This is a genomic window from Streptomyces albofaciens JCM 4342, assembly GCF_008634025.1.
Classification (GTDB): Bacteria; Actinomycetota; Actinomycetes; order Streptomycetales; family Streptomycetaceae; genus Streptomyces; species Streptomyces albofaciens.
Map to the genome: position 1 here is coordinate 4,418,842 of NZ_PDCM01000001.1, position 16,243 is coordinate 4,435,084.

The window sequence follows — 16,243 nt, forward strand, 5'->3', positions numbered from 1 at the left end:
CACTTGTAGGAAAGTGCGAAGGACGCCCGCCGTCGGCCCGCACCTTCCTGATGAAGGCGTGTGGTTTTCATGTGCGGTCTGGCCGGATGGGTGAGTTTCGCGCGCGACCTCACCGCGTATAGGGATACCGCGCGGGCGATGACCGAAACCATGGTCTGCCGTGGCCCCGACGCCGGGGGAGTGTGGGTGTCGGAGCACGCACTGCTGGGCCACCGCAGGCTGGCGATCATCGATATCGAAGGCGGCCGCCAGCCGATGACCGCGGCGGGCGACGGCGATTCCGGGGAATCGCCGGTCATCACCTACACCGGCGAGGTCTACAACTTCCGTGAATTGCGCGAGGAGTTGCGTGCGCGCGGGCACGCCTTCCGGACGTCCAGCGACACGGAAGTCGTGCTCCGCGCCTACCTGGAATGGGGAGAGGATTTCCCCGAGCGCCTGAACGGCATCTACGCCTTCGCGCTGTGGGACCCGCGTTCCGAAGAACTCCTGCTGGTCCGCGACCGCATGGGCGTCAAACCCCTCTATTACCGGCCGACCGCCGACGGCGTGCTCTTCGGCTCCGAGCCGAAGGCGATCCTCGCCCACGACGAGGCCGAGGCGGCCGTGGACGCGGAAGGGCTGCGCGAGATCTTCAGCATCGTCAAAACGCCGGGCCACGGCGTGTTCAGCGGTATGTACGAGGTACTGCCCGGGACCGTACGGAAATTCACCCGGGACGGAAGCGGCGTACGCCCCTACTGGGAGCTGACGGCCCGTCCGCACACCGACGACCTCGACACCACCGTGGCCACCGTCCGCTCACTCCTGGAGGACACCGTCGAGCGCCAGCTCGTCGCCGACGTCACCGTGGGCACCCTGCTCTCCGGCGGTCTGGACTCCAGCGCGGTCACCGCGCTCGCCGCCGCGTCCCGCGCCCGGCGCGGCGTGCCGGAACCGGTCCGCGCGTTCTCCGTCGACTTCACCGGCCACCAGGAGCGCTTCCGTTCCAACGTGCAGTGGGAGGACCCGGACACCCCCTTCGCGATCGAGGTGGCCACCCACGTCGGCGCCGAGCACATCATCGTGGAGCTGGACAACGAGGACATCCTCGACCCGAAGGTCCGCGACGCCGTACTGCGCGCCCAGGACCTGCCGGTGTCCACCGGCGACATGGAGTACTCCCTGTTCCTGCTCTGCCGGGCGCTCAAGGAGCGCATGACGGTGGCGCTGTCCGGCGAGGCGTCGGACGAGCTCTTCGGCGGCTACACCTGGTTCCACGACCCGGAGGCCGTCGGCCTCGACAGCTTCCCCTGGCACCACCCGTTCGAGAAGGCGGGCGGCATCGGCGCGCTGCGCGAACTGGGCCTGTGGGACGCGCTGGACCTCACCGCGTACATCGAGCGCCGCTACGCCGAGGCCATGGCCGAGGTGCCGCGGCTGCCCGGCGAGAGCGGGCACGAGGCCCGGATGCGCGAGATCACCTACCTCAACCTCACCCGCTGGGAGAACTTCCTCCTGGACCGCAAGGACCGCATCAGCATGGCGGTCAGCCTGGAGGTCCGGGTCCCCTTCACCGACCACCGCCTGGTGGAGTACGTCTACAACACCCCGTGGGCCATGAAGAACTTCGACGGCCGGGAGAAGAGCCTGCTGCGCGCCGCGATGCGCGGCCTGCTCCCGGACCCGGTCCTCGACCGCAAGAAGAGCCCCTACCCCTCCACCCAGGACCTCGCCTACGAGCACGCCCTGCGCCGCAAGGTCGCGGACCTCCTCACCCCGGACGCGCCGGTGCTGCGCCTGGTGAGCGCGGACGGCGTCCGCCGGCTCCTGGCCCGGCCGGAGGGCGCGTACGGGGTCGGCGGCCCGTGGAGCGCCCGCGCCGTCCTGGAACGGCTCGTCGAGTTCGACACGTGGGTGCGGGAGTACGGCGTACGGGTCGCGTACTGAGGGCCCCGTCCGGGCACGGACCCGGCGGAGAGCCGGTCCGGCACCGGACGGCCCCCGGGCGCGGGCGTCACGGCACCGGCCCCTGCGGCTTCGCGGTGCGGTCGCCCGTACGTGTGACGTTTATCCGGCCCCGGAGCCGGTCCACCAGCCGGTACTTCTCGCGCTGCTCACGCGACTCCCGGTCCAGCTCCTCGATCAGCCGCTGGGAGCGCTTCTCCACGTCCAGCTCGTCCAGGATGCGGTCGATCTCGGCCAGCAGCGCGCCGTGCAACTGCCACTGGCGCGGATGCTCCCGCACCCCGTCGAGCAGCAGGTGCGCGACCACGTCGCGGCTGGCGCGGCTGCGGGCGAGTTCCCCCGCGAGCCGCTCCTCGGCCTCCTCGGCGTTGGCGCCGACCTGCGTGGTGATCAGTACGGCGAAGCTCTCCACCGCGCTGGCCATGTGGTCGAACACGTCGTGCAGGGCGGTGGCGATGTGCGGCGCGAACAGATGCTCCTCCGTCCGCGCCTTGGCCAGGTCCGTCAGCGTGCGGCACAGCGTACGGAGCACCACCGCGGAGATCTCCAGGGTGTCCAGGCCGGTGCGCAGCACGACGCGGTAGAGCGTGCCCTCCTTGACCCGGGGGTTGAGCCGCAGACTGTCCTCCGCCTGCCGGAGCGCGGCGTCGACCTGCACGATGTCGTGGTCCAGGCGGCGCGCCTCGTGCAGCCGGGCCGCGGCCTCGGAGACGGGGGTGTGCCCGCCCACCTCGTCCCCGAGGCACACGAGCAGCCGCCGCATCCGGCCCGCCAGGTCCTCGATGGCCGCACTGGCGGGCTGCACCCACACCGGCGGGACGAACAGGATGTTGAAGAGCAGCCCGACGACGGCACCGATCAGCGTCTCCAGCACCCGGTCCCAGGCGGTCTCGGCCACCCGGGTCACGCCCAGCACCAGCATCGCGCTGATCGCCACTTCCGGTACGAACTCACCGGCCCGCACGAAGCGGCCGATCACCAGCGAAGCGAGGATGATCAGGCCCAGGCTCCACCAGGTCAGCCCCACCAGCGCGCTGAACCCGATGGCGATCAGCACGCCCACGACCACCGCGTTGACCCGGCGCATCCCGGTGGTGAGCGTCGCGTAGAGCGTGACCTGGACGACCAGCAGCGCGGTGAGCGGCGCGGTCAGCGGCGCCGGCTCGCTGCTCAGTACCAGGGCGACGACGTACGAGAGCACGGCGGCCACGGTCGAGCGGACGGTCTGGACGACCACCGGCTCCCGGCGCCGCCGGACGAGATCCAGCAGAGGGTCGGTAACTTCAGCCACGTTTGGCTTGTTCCCCCTCTTGCGCACCACAGGCACCAGCGAGCGCCCGATCACCGATCTGCTCGTGACGGTACGTCAGGTGGCGGCCGGAGCCGGGTGGAGCGCCGGTGCGGGCATGAACATGTCGAACGAGGTGGCGGCGAAGCGGATACGGGCGTCGGCGCGGCGGAGCGCGGGCAGCCGCGGCGACCATCCGGCCACCCGCAGGGAGGCGGCCGCGGGCCGGGCGCTGAACCGTGCGGTGGCGACCGTCCGCACCCCGTCGAGGGAGCCGAAACCGGTCATCGGCAGCGGGAGGCGGGGCAGCGGCGGGCGCTGCGTCGCCACGTCCAGTACGGCGACCGGCCCTTCGCCGTCCGTGACGCGGACGCGTGAGCCGTCCCAGCGGAACCCGGCCAGTCGCTTCGGCACGCCCCAGATACGGCGGCCGCCCCACAGCGACCGCTCGTCGTCCACCCAGATCCACTGGATATACAGGCCGGGCCGCCGGCCGCGGCGCACGGGCGTACCGACGATCAGCTCGTCGTAGCGGAGGGTTCCCGCGCGGTACCGGATGAGGAAGACGGCCAGGGTCCGCGGCAGCAGGCGCGAGAGATCCGGAGGAGGGGCCGGCACCGACTCCGCGGGGAACAGACCGCCCCACAGGTGGCCCCGCAGTTGCCAGGGCGGGGGCGGGTACGGGCCCGGCACCTGGCCGGTGCCGGGTGTGTCTTCCGGCGTGTCCACCGGGGCTCCTTCCCGCGCCGGACCGTACCGTGCGCCTGCCGCCGGACCGTACCGTGCGCCTGCCGCCGGACCGGACCGCCCGCCCGCCCGCCCGCGAGTACCCCCGTGCGTCGCCGCCCACGCGGCCCACACGGACCATCTGGAGCCGGCCGGCCTCAGGTCTTGTCCTGCTCCGCCTCCTCCTCGCGTTCGCCCTCCGCCTGGGAAGGGGTGGAGCGGGGCGTGTCCTCGCGGCCACGGGAGGCGCCTTGCCGGCCCGTGGCCTCCGGGTCGTCGTCCCGTTCGCCTTCCGCCTGTGACGGTGTCTGATCGCTCATGTGCCGTGCCTCCAAGGGCCTCGAAGATCATCTGAGATCCGCTGACTACCCGTGACGAACACGGGCAAACACCGGCACAGGCGTACGGGCTACGGGCATGCCGGTCGAAGGGACGGCCCGGCGGCGCGGATCAGGGGTACGACACGACCTTCGACGGAACGGTGGCCGTGCCGGAGGTGGGGGCGCCGTGGTCGTTGACGACATGGGCGTACTGGCCCTTGCCGCCGAGGGAGACCACGAGGAGATCGTGGAACGTCACCCCGGGCCTGCGCGGCGCGGCGAAACCGTGGTCCTGGACGATCGTCGGGGCGTCCTTGTAGTAGCAGTAGCTGCCCAGGCCCCAGCCTTCGTGCGCGGTGACGGAACCGGCGACCTTGTAGGCGGCGAAGCCGCGGACGGACCCGTCCTGGACGGCTGCCTGATCGGGCGCGTCGTACGCCTTTTCGTTCTGGAAGAAGACCGTACGGCCGCGCTCGCCGTTCCACTGCACGTCGTATTTGTTGAAGTGTTCCACGAACAGCCCGGTGGCCAGTACGTCGTCGCCGTTGACGACCATCCCGTAGTCGGCCCGGTTGGTCTCCCAGCCGACCCCGTCGCCATGGTCGGCCCGCCAGAGCCAGGTGTGGTCGATGATCGTGTGGTTGCTGTTGACCACCAGGCTGGTGGTGGCCTTCCCGGCGCCCGCGCCGCCGATGCGGACGAACACGTCCTGCACCGTGATCGGGTCGGCGGCGTGCCCGGCGGACGCGCCCGCCGGGCCGATCTCCACCAGCACCTCGGAGTTCCGCGGTCCGGCGTCGACGAGCAGACCGGCGAGCCGTACGCCGTCCACGTCGGCGACCCGCAGCGCGCTCACCCCGCCCTCCGGGACGAGCGTGGGATAGCCGAGGCCGAGGACCACGGTGCCGGCCCGGGTGATCTCGATCGGCCGGTCGAGGGGGTAGACGCCGGGTGTGAACAGCAGGTGCAGTCCCTGCTCGACCGCGGCGTTGACGGTCGCCGCGGTCGCCCCCTCCTTGACCACGTAGAACCGGCTCAGCGGGAGCGACCTGCCCTGCGGCGTGCCGCGGCCCCAGCTCGTGCCGCGGGCGCCGGTGCGCAGCGCGGGCAGGAACACCTTGTACTCACCGCCGTCCAGGTACAGGAACGGCTTCTCGCGGGAGACCGGTGTGGTCGCCAGCGTCGTGTACGGCGGGTCGGGGAAGGACTGGGCGGGGGCGCCCTCGACACCGGAGAAGACCATGTTCCACACGCCGTTGAGCCAGCCGCCGACGGAGCTGTCACGGGTGTACCACTGCTGCTGGGAGTACGGCTGCACGGTGCCGTCGATCCGGCTGTCGGCGATGTACCCGCCGCTGGCCCAGCCGTAGCCGTCCGGGGCGAGGTTGAGGTTCCCCTTGACGTGCATGCGCCGGAACGGCGACGCCTGGGAGACGGCGAACCGGTTGGTCCCGCTGACCGGGTTCAGTGCGAGGTTCTCCGCCGAGCGCCAGAAGTTCTGGGTCGCGTTGCCGCCGAACCAGCCGGCGTCGACCGTCACATCACCGTTGACGAGGGTGTCGTCGGGCGACAGGCCCAGGCCCATGACCGAGGTGTAGAAACCGAGTTGGGCGTTGATTCCGTGGTACGTGCCCGGCTTGAAGAGCAGGGCGTAGCGGCCCTTGCCGAACTGGTCCGACTCCTGCCGCTCGAATATCTCGTCCAGCCTGGCCTGGATGCCGGGCGTGGCGGGGTCGAAGACGATCACGTTCGGGCCGAGGTCGCCGCCGCCGGGCAGCGGGGCACGGGCCGTCCGCCGTGGGGCGGCGGGTGACTGCGCCGCGGCCGCCGCGGCGGACGCCGTGCCGGCTCCGGCGAGCAGGCCGGCGGCGGGGAGAGCGGCGGCGGGCAGGGCGGCGGCCGCCGTGGCGAGGACTCTGCGGCGCGAGGGGGGTGAGGACATGACAAGTCTCCTGGGTCATCGGCTCGTTCGAACGTCGGCTCGTTGAGCGGGATGCGCCTTGGGGGGAGGAGATGCGGGTGACTTCGAGGAACGAAGGCTCACACGGGTGAGAGCGCTCTCTTGCGTGAGGATGGTGGCGCCATCGGGAGCGGGGCGTCAAGGGAATGTACGCGATCGGGGTGGAAGTGCCCCTGGGGCGCCGATGAGGGTTCAGGAGGTGACGGCAGGCGGCTGACGAGTGGTCATGCCCCCTACGCCGTACGCCCTACGCCTTACACCGTGCGCCCTACGCCGCGCGCCCCGGACGGAACCGAGTCCGTCCGGGGCGCACGGGGGTGTCCGGCGTCGGGGCCTCAGCCCTTCGACGCCACCGCCGCCAGCCGCTCCACGCCGGCCGCGAACTCGTCCGGCTCGAAGGACTGGAACGGCAGCCGCAGGAAGACCTTGCCCTCCGGCGGTGCCGCGTCGGCCGGGTAGAAGCCCGAGCCCCGGGTCAGCTTCAGGCCGTCGGCCGCGGCGGCCTTGAGGAACGTGCTCTCGTCCGTGGCGACGGGCAGATGCACGCTCACGTAGTAGCCGCCGTGCGGTACGGCGAGGAGCGCGTCCTCGCCCAGCACCTCGCGTACGGCCTCGACCGCGCCGTCGTGCCGGGGGCCGAGCAGCTCACGGACCCGCGCCACGTTCTCCTGGGCCAGGCCCGCGCGGAGCGCCTGCGCGGCGACCGCCTGGAGCAGCGGGGCGGGCGAGAGGTAGGTGCCCTCCGCGAGCGCGGCCAGGGCGCCGAGCGTCCGTGCCGCGCCGATGACGTACCCGACGCGCAGCCCAGGGCTGAGGATCTTGCTCAGCGAGCCCATGGTGAGCACCCGCCCGGCGGGCGCCAGCTCGAAGAAGCCGGTGGGCGCGGTGCCGCCGTACCGCAGCTCCCGGTAGGGGATGTCCTCCAGAATGAGGAAGTCATGGGTCTCGGCGAGCTGTACCAGGCGGCGGCGCTTGTCCTCGCTCATGGTGACGCCGCTCGGGTTCTGGAAGTCCGGGATGACGTAGACGAACGCCGGCACCCGGGCTGCCAGCCGCGCTTCGAGCGCGTCCAGGTCCAGGCCGTCGTGCTGGAGCGTGACGCCGGAGACCCGCCCGCCGTGCCGCTCGAAGATCTGCACCGCGCGGTCGTAGGTCGGCGCCTCCACGTAGACGTCCTTGCGGTCGCCCGCCAAGAGGTGCGCGGCGAGCAGGTCCAGCGCCTGGAGAGAGCCGTTCGTGACGAATATCTGGTCGGCGCCGACCGAGTGGAACGCCGCGAGCTGCTCCCGCAGTGCCGCGTCACCGGTGTGGTTGCCGATCGGCGCGTACTGGAACACCCGGTCCTCGTGCTCCCGCAGGACGGTCGCGGTGTGCTCGGCGATCTGCCGCGCGGGGATCGCCTCCTGCGGGGGGATGCCACGCGAGAAGTGGAACATGGTGGGTCTCCGTTCTCGGAACGTCTTCATGTTGGTATGGGGTGGGAAAGGGGCGAGTTGCCCACGGGGTACGTGAGGCGAGGTACGGGCGCGGGCACGAGCGCGGACAGGGGAACGAGTACGGGCGCATGTCCGCGTGCGGCCCGCGGTGCGGACTTCTCAGGCCGCCCCGGCGCCGGCCCCGGCCACGAAGTCCGGCCCCAGCTCGCCGACGTCCGCGGCGCCCAACTGGCGGAGCGTGTCCTCGATCTCCCGGCGCAGCAGCCGCAGCACCGCCTCGACCCCCTCGCGCCCGGCGAGCCCCAGGCCCCACAGGTACGGCCGGCCGAGGCAGACCGCGTCGGCGCCGAGGGCGAGGGCCTTGACGACGTGGACGCCGGAGCGGATGCCGCCGTCGACCAGCACGGCGCACCGGCCGGCGACCGCGGCCGCCACCTCGCCCAGGGCGATCACGCTGGGCACCGCCCCGTCGAGCTGCCGCCCGCCGTGGTTGGAGACGATGACGCCGTCCGCGCCGCTGTCCAGGCAGCGGCGCGCGTCCTCGGCCCGCAGCACGCCCTTCACGAGCAGCGGGAGCCGGGTGCGTTCGCGGATCCACAGCAGGTCGGCCCAGCTGAGCGCCAGCCGGTCGATGCGGGCCCCGGCCGGCACCTCGCCCTCCAGGATGCCGAGCGCACGCAGCGTCCCGAAGTCCACATGGCCCGGGGTGGCGAACCCGGCGCGCTGGGCGTGCACCCGCAGTGCGGCGTGGCTGGCGTCGACCGTGACCACGATGGCCGACGCACCGGCGGCCTCGGCCATGTCGAGCGTCGCGGCGATGTCGTCCCGCGACCGGTAGGCGTACAGCTGGAACCAGCAGGCCCCGCCGGACGACTTGGCGATCTCCGGGAAGGGGACGTGGCTGTCGGTGCTGACGACGGGCACGATCCCGGCCGCCTCGGCGGCGAGGGACGTGGCGATCTCCGCGTCCTCGTGCAGCAGCCGCTGCGGGCTCGTCGGAGCGAGCAGGACGGGCATCGCCATGCGGTGCCCGAGGACGGTCACTTCGGTGCGGGGCTCGGTCGTCGTGCTGGCGAGGACCCGCGGGCGGAGCCAGATGTCGTCGAACGCCGCGATGTTGGCGCGCACGGTGCGGTCGGTGCCGGCCCCGCCGGCCACGTACGCCCGGCAGCCCCGGTCGAGCACCTGATCACTGGCGGCCTCGAAATCCGGCAGGGTGAGCAGTTCATCGAGATTCCGTACGGTGTCCAAGGCTGGCCTCCGGTCTCTCGTCACATGTGTGGCGGATGAGTTCTCTCGTCGTTCCCGTCAAGTGCTGGACGTGCTGAATTGCCGGCGGTACGGAATTCCTGGCGGTGCGGGATTGCCGGTGGTACGGAAACGCGGGCGGTGCGGAATTGCCGGTGGTACGGAATTACGGGTGGCGCGGGGCCCGTACGCGTGGCACGGGGCCCCTTGCACGTGGCGCTGTCACGCGAACTGATCGAACGCCATCTTCGTCACCATGCCGATCACCACGAGCACCAGCACGGTGCGGACGAATCCGGACCCCTTTTTCAGGGCCATGCGTGAACCGATCATCGCGCCGGTCACATTGCCCACGGCCATGCCGAGCCCCAGCGCCCAGAGCACATGGCCCTGGAGCGCGAAGACGAGCAGGGCGCCGAGGTTGGACGAGGCGTTGATGACTTTCGACATCGCCGCGCTCTCCAGGAACTGCGTCGCCAGGAGCGTGGTGAAGGAAATGATGAGGAAGGTGCCCACGCCGGGCCCGAACAGCCCGTCGTAGAAGCCGACCACACAGCCGCCGAGGAGTACGGCGACCACGCGCCGCCGCCGGGTCACCTCGCGCGCCAGTGGCTGGGTGCCGAAGTTCGGCCGCAGCGCCACGAACAGGGCCACCGAGATCAGCAGGACCATGATGACCGGCCGGAAGTACGCGGTGGGGACGGTCGCCGCGGACAGGGCGCCGAGCGCCCCGGCCGGTACCGCGCAGGCGGCGGCCGGCACGAGGATCTTGCGGTCCAGCACCGTCCGCCGCGCGTACATGGCGGCGGCGGTCGCCGTCCCCGTGATCGCGGCGATCTTGTTGGTGCCCAGCGCGGTCGCCGGCGGCAGGTGGGGGAAGCTGAGCAGCAGAACGGGGATGAGCAGCACCCCGCCCCCACCGACCACGGCGTCCACCCATCCGGCGGCCACGGCGGCGGTGAGCAGCCCTATGACGTCGAAGAAATCCACGGTGTTCCGGTCCTCAGTCAAAGAAGGCGCGCAGACCGGGCGGCTGCGCGGGCAGGGATGCGGAGCGGTGGGCCGCGCAGTGGGGGCGGCCGCGCTCGGCGGGGTGCCGCGATCACGCGGGGAGGGGCGGGCGCGCCTCAGAGGACGCCCTGGATGTCCTCCATCGTCGGGATGACGCGCTGACGGGTCATCATGTGCTGCGTCCAGCCGAGGATGGAGCGTACGGAGTAGAACCGGCGCAGCCAGCGGTCCCGGCCGTCGTAGCGCGGGACGAACGCGCTGCGGCCGTGCGCCGCGACGTGGTTGTCGACCACGACGAGGTCACCGGGCTCCAGTACGACGTTGTGGCAGACCGCCTCCAGCGCCTCGGCCAGCGCCTTGAGGGCCACGGCCGCCCCGGCGTCGGCGGCGTGCGTCGTGTGCGAGTTGAAGCGCATGAACGGCCGGTGCTCCGGCCCGAAGATCGCGGGGTGCGGGCCGGAACGGGGCACCGGGCCGGTCCGGCCCCGGGTGAAGGAGGTCGGGTAGGAGCTGTAGAACTGCGGGGTGCGCAGGACCGCCACCTGCTCGGCCGTCAGATGCCGGACCGCCTCGCGCACCGAGGCGACGCGGGTGGCCGCCACGCCCTCGTGGTCCTGGCGCAGGCACAGCAGGCCCAGGTAGTCGGGCCGCAGCGGGTGGTGGACGTTCTCCGTGTGGAAGTCGAAGGCCACCGACCCGCTGTTCTCGATCCGCTTCTCCTCGCCGGGCACCGCGTGCACGTCGTGGATCAGGGCCCCGCCCTTCTCGTCCTCGTAGCCGACGAGCGAGCCGAGCAGGTCCGCCACCAGGGTCAGGGTGCCGTCGGTGGGGTGGCCGCGCAGGGCGCCCGAGTGGTGGACGGTGGGGGTGGCGGGAAGATCCCCCAGGGTCACGCCGCGCAGCAGGAAGAAGCCGGAGTCGCCGCTGCCCTCGGCGAATTCCAGCAACGCGGTGCGGACGGATTTCGGCAGGTCGAGAAGGAGGCCGGAAAGCGCCAGCGGAGACGCCTCGGAAGCGCCGGCCGCGAGCCGGGAGAGCTGCCAGAGCTTCTGTGTTTCGGCCTCGGACAGGCTGAGGGTCTGCTGTGCGGCGAGTGCGGGGGTCACCGTTGCTCCTTCTTCTTGAATGCTGCGTTCGAGTCGCGTGTTCAGGCCGTTCAGGGACGGGAAACCGGCCGGCGAACTTCAGAAGACGTGCGCACGTGCAAATGGTGAACGGCTTTTGACCGCTCACTATCAGGTGAAAGGAGGTAGTGGTCCGAGATTTGCGCGTAACGGTAAAGAGTTCCTTTATGGAGTGTCAACGAATGGTTTTGGTCAGCGCGGGGCTCCCGGTGAGCCGGCTTCGGTCAATACCGCTTGTCCTCTTGTGGCACGGATCGGAAGGTACGCCGACTTTGTCCGCCGTAGAGGTTGTGAAGGACCTGTGGTGTTCCTGTGACGCCTGCTGGAGCTGGGGCGTGCGCGTCCGGAGGGGCGCGGCGGGGGGCCGTCTCACCCACTGGACAGCACCGGCGCGGCCGGGTCGTGCCCCTTGTTTCCCGTCACCGCGAACCCATCGCTTTCGGTCACCACGTGGACAACCGGCCAATCAGGATGGCCGGAACTGCGCCATCCGATGTCCGAGACGCCGACGGCCGCCTCCCGCCGACCGCGCCCCGCACCGGCACCCGCTCCCGCACCCGCCGTCTAACGCCCGGGCGTTAGGTCAGCGCCACCAAGACCGTTAGGCGCGTCCGGCAGCGTTTCCGTCGGCCGCCCCGGACAGGACGGCCGGACACACCCGGATAGCGGATCGCGGAAGCGTCCGCGGCCGAGAGGGAGACGGACATGCACGGGAACGGCGAGGGCAACGGAACCGCTTCGCGGCGTGCGGGCGGGCGGTTCGCACGACGGGTGGCCACGGTGGGCGCCGCCGCGCTGCTGGCCGGCGTGACGGGCGGGGCCGGTGTCGCGGCGGCTCAGCCGGCGGGCCATCAGGCCGCGTCGGTGGCCAAGCCCCAGCGCAGTACGCACGTGACGCTGAACAACCAGACGGGTGCCAACTGGACGCGGACCTGGGCCACCTTGCAGCACGGCGAATGGCAGGCCAACTCCTACCCGGCCGAGTCGATCGGCGCGTACTCCTCGGCGTCCTGGCAGTCGCAGTCGGACGGCTTCGCGACGGGCACCGAGGGAGAGGCCGTCTACGCGACGGGTTACGGCGAGGTCCGCGTGAAGTGGAACAACCCGTACGTCGGCAGCAACTCCTACAGCTGTACCGCCCCCGGCGGCCACTCGTGCGTGTGGTCGGGCGGCTCCGGCAACAACGCCTCGGTGACCTTCACGGTGCGCTGAGGCAGGCGCGGCGGGGCGGGGGCGTACCCGCGGGTGGGGGCAGCCGGCCGGTCCGGCGGCCCCTCAGCCCGCGAGGGCGCGGAGGTTTCCGCCCGCCGCGCCCCTGCCGCCCGACGCGAGGCCTTCGCGGTCCACCGGGGGTTCCCCGTCCGGCCCCACGGGCCCGGCGAGGGCCGCCGCCTCCGCGAAACAGCGGCGGGCCTCACCGTCACGGCCGAGGAGCTGACAGGCCTTGCCGCAGGTGTCGAGGAGCAGCACCCGGCGCTCGTCCGACGTCTGGTCCGGGGCGATCTCCAGGGCCCGCAGGCCGTGGGCCAGCGCCTCGTCGGGGCGGCCGGCGGTCAGGCAGTGGGCCGCCAGGTGGTAGAGGGCCAGGGTCTCGGTGTGCGGGTGCCCGAGCGCGTGCGCCATCCGCGCGGCCTGTTCCCGCCGGGTTCCGGCGCCGGACAGGTCGCCGACGTGTTCCAGCGCGGCCGCCCAGTTGATCAGGGCGATCACCTGGCCGCGCGGATCCTTCGCCCGTACGGCCAGGTCCGGCGCGCGGCGCAGGTGTTCCAGCGCCGCGGTGTGCTGCCCGTTCTCCGTGAGGACCCACCCGAGCAGTGAGCACAGCCGCGACTCGGCGTCCGGGTCGTCCAGCAGAGCGGCGGCGGCGAGGGCGCGTTCGAGGGCCGGCTCCCAGCCGTCGTGCACCTGCCGCACGACCAGCGGCCACAGATGCACGGCGATGCGCCAGGCCAGGTCCGGGTGTCCCGCGTCGGCCGCGGCGGCCACGGCCGCGGTGAGGTTGGCGCGCTCGGTGACGTACCAGGACATCGCTTCGGCACGGGTGGTGAAGACGGGAGGCGGGCCGGGCGGGGACACGCCCGGGGGCAGCGCCGCGCAGGGCTGACTGCCGGGTTCGGCCGCCGCCGCGGCGGCCTGGCCGGCGGCCAGGTAGTGCACGAGCAGCCGGTGCAGCCCCGCCGGGTCGGCGCCGTCCGCGCAGGAACGGGCGTACAGCCGGGTCAGGTCGTGCATCAGATACCGGCCGCCGGTCCGCTCCTCCACGAGGTGGGCGGCGGCCAGTTCGTCCAGGGCGGCGCGTGTCCCCGCGGGCGACAGACCGCTGAGCGCCGCCGCGGCGGCGCCGTCGAGTTCGGAGCCGACGTGCAGCGCCAGCTGCCGGAACAGCAGCGCACCGGCCGGCGGCAGCTGCTGCACGCTCAGCCGCAGGGTCGCCGCCACGCCGAGGTCCTCCCCGGACAGCAGGGAGAGCCGCTGGTGTTCGTCCACCAGGTCGTCGGCCATCGCCCGCAGCGCCAGCCGGGGGCGTGCGGCGAGCCGGGCGGCGGCCAGCCGCAGCGCCAGCGGCAGACCGTCGCAGAGCGCGGCCAGCTCCTCGGCCGCGGCGGGCTCGGCGGCCACACGCAGGTCGCCGATGACGGTACGCAGGACCCGGACGCCGTCCTCCGGCGCCAGCCGCTCCAGCGGCAGCAGCCGGGCGCAGTCGGTGGCCGCCAGCCCCTCCAGCCGGTTGCGGCTGGTCACCAGCACGGTGCAGTCCGGTGTGCCGGGCAGCAGCGGACGCACCTGGGCCGAGTCGCGGGCGTTGTCGAGCAGGACGAGGACGCGGCGGCCGGTGAGCAGCGAGCGGTAGAGCTGTTCCGCGGTGCGCGCGTCCGCCGGCAGGCGTTCCTCCGGGACGCCGAGCGCTTGCAGGAAGTCGTGCAGGACACCGGTGGGTTGCGGGCCGGTGCCGTCCGGTTCCGTGGCGTGCAGGTCGGCGTGGAGGATGCCGTCGGGGAAGTCACCGGCGTGCGCGTACGCCCAGTGCACCGCCAGTGAGGTCTTGCCGACCCCGCCCGGGCCGGTGACCACGCCCAGCGGCGGATTGCCCGACCGCAGGGTCTCGGTGAGCCGGTCGAGGTCTTCCGCACGGCCGACGAACCCGGCCGGGGCGCGCGGGAGCAGGCAGGGTGGCGGGGGAGCGTCCGGGGCGGCGGGCCGGGGCGCTGGAGCTTCGGGCCGGGTCGCGGTGCCGGGCTCTTCCGGGGCGGGCCGGTCGGCGGCCGGCCGCTCGGCGGGCCGCTCGGCCGGCCGGGCGTGCAGGATCGCGAGGTACGCCTCGGACAGCGCGGCCCCGGGATCGACGCCCAGCTCCTGGGCGAGCAGGCGTTGCGTACGGTGGTAGAGGTCGAGCGCCTCGGCCTGGCGGTCGGCGTCGTGCAACGACCGTACGACGGCCGCGACCAGGGACTCGCGCAGCGGATGACGTTCGGCGGCGGGCCGCAGCAGCGCCAGCGCCTGAGCGCCCTGGCCGCACGCGCGCAGCGCCGCGGCGAACTGCTCCAGCGCGGCGAGCCGTTCCTCGGTCAGCCGGTCGGCCGCCGCGGCGATCAGCGGCGTGTCCCCCGCCCCGCCGAGCGCCTGGCCCCGCCACAGGCCGAGGGCCTCGCGCAACAGCGCGGCCGACTCCTCGGCGGGAGGCCCGTCCGAGGCCCGGCGCACCAGCGCGCGGAAGCGCCACACGTCCGCCGACTCCGGCGGGGCGTGCAGCGTGTAACCGCCGCCCTCGGTGGCGACGTGGGCCGCGGGTTCCGTGTGCAGCAGGCCGCGCAGGGCGGAGACATGGCCGTAAACGATGGTCCGGGCGTGCGTCGGAGGTTCGGTGTCCCACAGCGCCTCGGTGATGCGCTCGGTACTGACGGGGGTGCCTTCGGCCAGCACCAACAGCGCCAGTACGGCCCGGCGTTTGGGGGGCCCGAGCGGTATCTGCACGTCCCCCGAGAAGGCCGACACCGGCCCGAGCAGCCGGAAGTCCATCAGCGTTGTCTCCCCTGGACGAGTCGCTACCGAGGGCATCTTACGAGGTCATAGGGCCATGCTCACGACAGAAGCGGAACAAGGTCGGAAATAGGCCAGCGCGTACGGCCGGCCCCTCCGGAACGGTGTCCGCCACCGGTTCCCTCCCGGCCGCCGGCACGGTCGTCGCGGCCGTCGACGCGTACCGGGTGGAATCTCGGCCGCACAATCTCGTGGGGACGGTGCCGGTCGGGCACCGGCCGGTGCCCGACCGGCACCGCCGTGCCGTGCCTACGCGCCCTTCCGGTTCCACAGTCCGGCCGCGATCTGCACGAAGGAACGCACGAGCGGACCGGCGTCCCCGCTGGGCCACGCGATGACGAGGCGGCTGGGCGGCATGCCGGTCAACGGTACGACGGTGAGTCCGTCGGGCAGGGAGCGGACCAGCGGGGCCAGCCCCACGGTGCCGCTCCACAGCACGGACTGGAGGCATTCGTGAACGGTCCGCACGACGGGGCCCGCGCACCGGACGCTGTCCGGCCGCCGGGCCCAGTAGGCGTTCCAGACGGGATCGGTGCCCTCGGGCAGCCGGAACCACCGGCGGTCGCCGAGCTCGTCGAGAGCGAGACTGTCGCGCCCGGCCAGCGGGTCGTCCGCGCGCAGGACCACGCCGACCGGGTCCGCGCGCAGGACGCGGGTGGTCAGGCCGGAGTCCTCGAACGGCGCGCGGGTCAGGGCCACATCGACCAGTCCGGCGCGCAGCCCGGCGGTCGGGTCGCTCAGGTCGGCCTCGCGGATGCGGATCCGTACGTGGGGGTGACGGTCCCGGTACGCGGCGGCCAGGCACGCTCCGGCCTCCTCGACGCTGTCGGCGAGGGTGCCGACCGTCAGGGTGGCCGTACCCGCCGCCGCGGCCACCCGCACCCGCGCCCGGTCGGCCTGCGCCAGCAGCGTACGGGCCTCGTCGTGCAGCACGGCCCCGGCAGCGGTCAGGGAGACCCCCGTGGGGGAGCGGTCGAGGAGCGTGCAGCCGAGGTCGGCCTCCAGCTGCCGGATGGCACGGCTCAGCGGCGGCTGGGTCATGTGCAGCCGCGCGGCGGCCCGGCCGAAGTGGCGTTCCTCGGCGACGGCCGCGAAATAGCGCAGCAGGCGTAGCTCCATCCAGCAACGATACCGGCGCGGTATCG

Annotated in this window: 12 protein-coding genes; 2 read left to right on the forward strand and 10 right to left on the reverse strand. The window is 72.8% G+C overall.

What is annotated here, in order from left to right:
- Positions 1–69 precede the first annotated feature (69 nt).
- Positions 70–1,929: an asparagine synthase (glutamine-hydrolyzing) gene (gene asnB, locus CP973_RS19615; RefSeq protein ID WP_150242483.1), complete on the forward strand. Its 1,860-nt coding sequence runs from the start codon at positions 70–72 to the stop codon at positions 1,927–1,929.
- A gap of 67 nt (positions 1,930–1,996) precedes the next feature.
- On the opposite strand, the gene CP973_RS19620 is transcribed toward asnB, so the two are convergent.
- The 8 genes from CP973_RS19620 to CP973_RS19650 form a co-directional block, all read right to left on the reverse strand.
- Positions 1,997–3,238: an FUSC family protein gene (locus CP973_RS19620; protein WP_150242485.1), complete on the reverse strand. Its 1,242-nt coding sequence runs from the start codon at positions 3,236–3,238 to the stop codon at positions 1,997–1,999.
- Between the two features lie 75 nt (positions 3,239–3,313).
- Entirely contained in the window at positions 3,314–3,964 is a 651-nt protein-coding gene (locus CP973_RS19625) for an acetoacetate decarboxylase family protein (RefSeq protein WP_167538380.1), read from the reverse strand.
- Between the two features lie 155 nt (positions 3,965–4,119).
- Positions 4,120–4,281, reverse strand: a complete 162-nt coding sequence (locus tag CP973_RS40050; protein WP_167538381.1) for a hypothetical protein — start codon at positions 4,279–4,281, stop codon at positions 4,120–4,122.
- Positions 4,282–4,411: 130 nt separating this feature from the next.
- The gene (locus tag CP973_RS19630; RefSeq protein WP_150242487.1) at positions 4,412–6,223 is read right to left on the reverse strand and encodes a coagulation factor 5/8 type domain-containing protein; all 1,812 of its coding nucleotides are present in this window, start codon (positions 6,221–6,223) and stop codon (positions 4,412–4,414) included.
- Between the two features lie 353 nt (positions 6,224–6,576).
- Positions 6,577–7,677: an aminotransferase-like domain-containing protein gene (locus tag CP973_RS19635; RefSeq protein WP_150242489.1), complete on the reverse strand. Its 1,101-nt coding sequence runs from the start codon at positions 7,675–7,677 to the stop codon at positions 6,577–6,579.
- Between the two features lie 159 nt (positions 7,678–7,836).
- On the reverse strand, positions 7,837–8,928 hold the full coding sequence (locus CP973_RS19640) for an alpha-hydroxy acid oxidase (protein WP_150242491.1): 1,092 nt from the start codon (positions 8,926–8,928) through the stop codon (positions 7,837–7,839).
- Positions 8,929–9,147: 219 nt separating this feature from the next.
- Positions 9,148–9,915, reverse strand: coding sequence for a TSUP family transporter (locus tag CP973_RS19645; protein WP_150242493.1), 768 nt, complete (start codon positions 9,913–9,915; stop codon positions 9,148–9,150).
- A 137-nt stretch (positions 9,916–10,052) separates the two neighbouring features.
- A complete protein-coding gene (locus CP973_RS19650) occupies positions 10,053–11,042 on the reverse strand; it encodes a TauD/TfdA family dioxygenase (protein ID WP_150242495.1) in 990 nt (329 codons plus the stop codon).
- Positions 11,043–11,765: 723 nt separating this feature from the next.
- Between CP973_RS19650 and CP973_RS19655 the strand changes: the two genes are divergently transcribed.
- On the forward strand, positions 11,766–12,272 hold the full coding sequence (locus tag CP973_RS19655; RefSeq protein ID WP_150242497.1) for a hypothetical protein: 507 nt from the start codon (positions 11,766–11,768) through the stop codon (positions 12,270–12,272).
- Between the two features lie 63 nt (positions 12,273–12,335).
- Here the strand turns inward: CP973_RS19655 and CP973_RS19660 are convergent, their stop codons facing one another.
- Complete coding sequence (locus CP973_RS19660) at positions 12,336–15,077, reverse strand: AfsR/SARP family transcriptional regulator (protein ID WP_167538382.1); 2,742 nt, start codon at positions 15,075–15,077, stop codon at positions 12,336–12,338.
- A 270-nt stretch (positions 15,078–15,347) separates the two neighbouring features.
- Positions 15,348–16,217, reverse strand: coding sequence for a LysR family transcriptional regulator (locus CP973_RS19665; protein ID WP_150242501.1), 870 nt, complete (start codon positions 16,215–16,217; stop codon positions 15,348–15,350).
- Between the last annotated feature and the right edge of the window lie 26 nt (positions 16,218–16,243).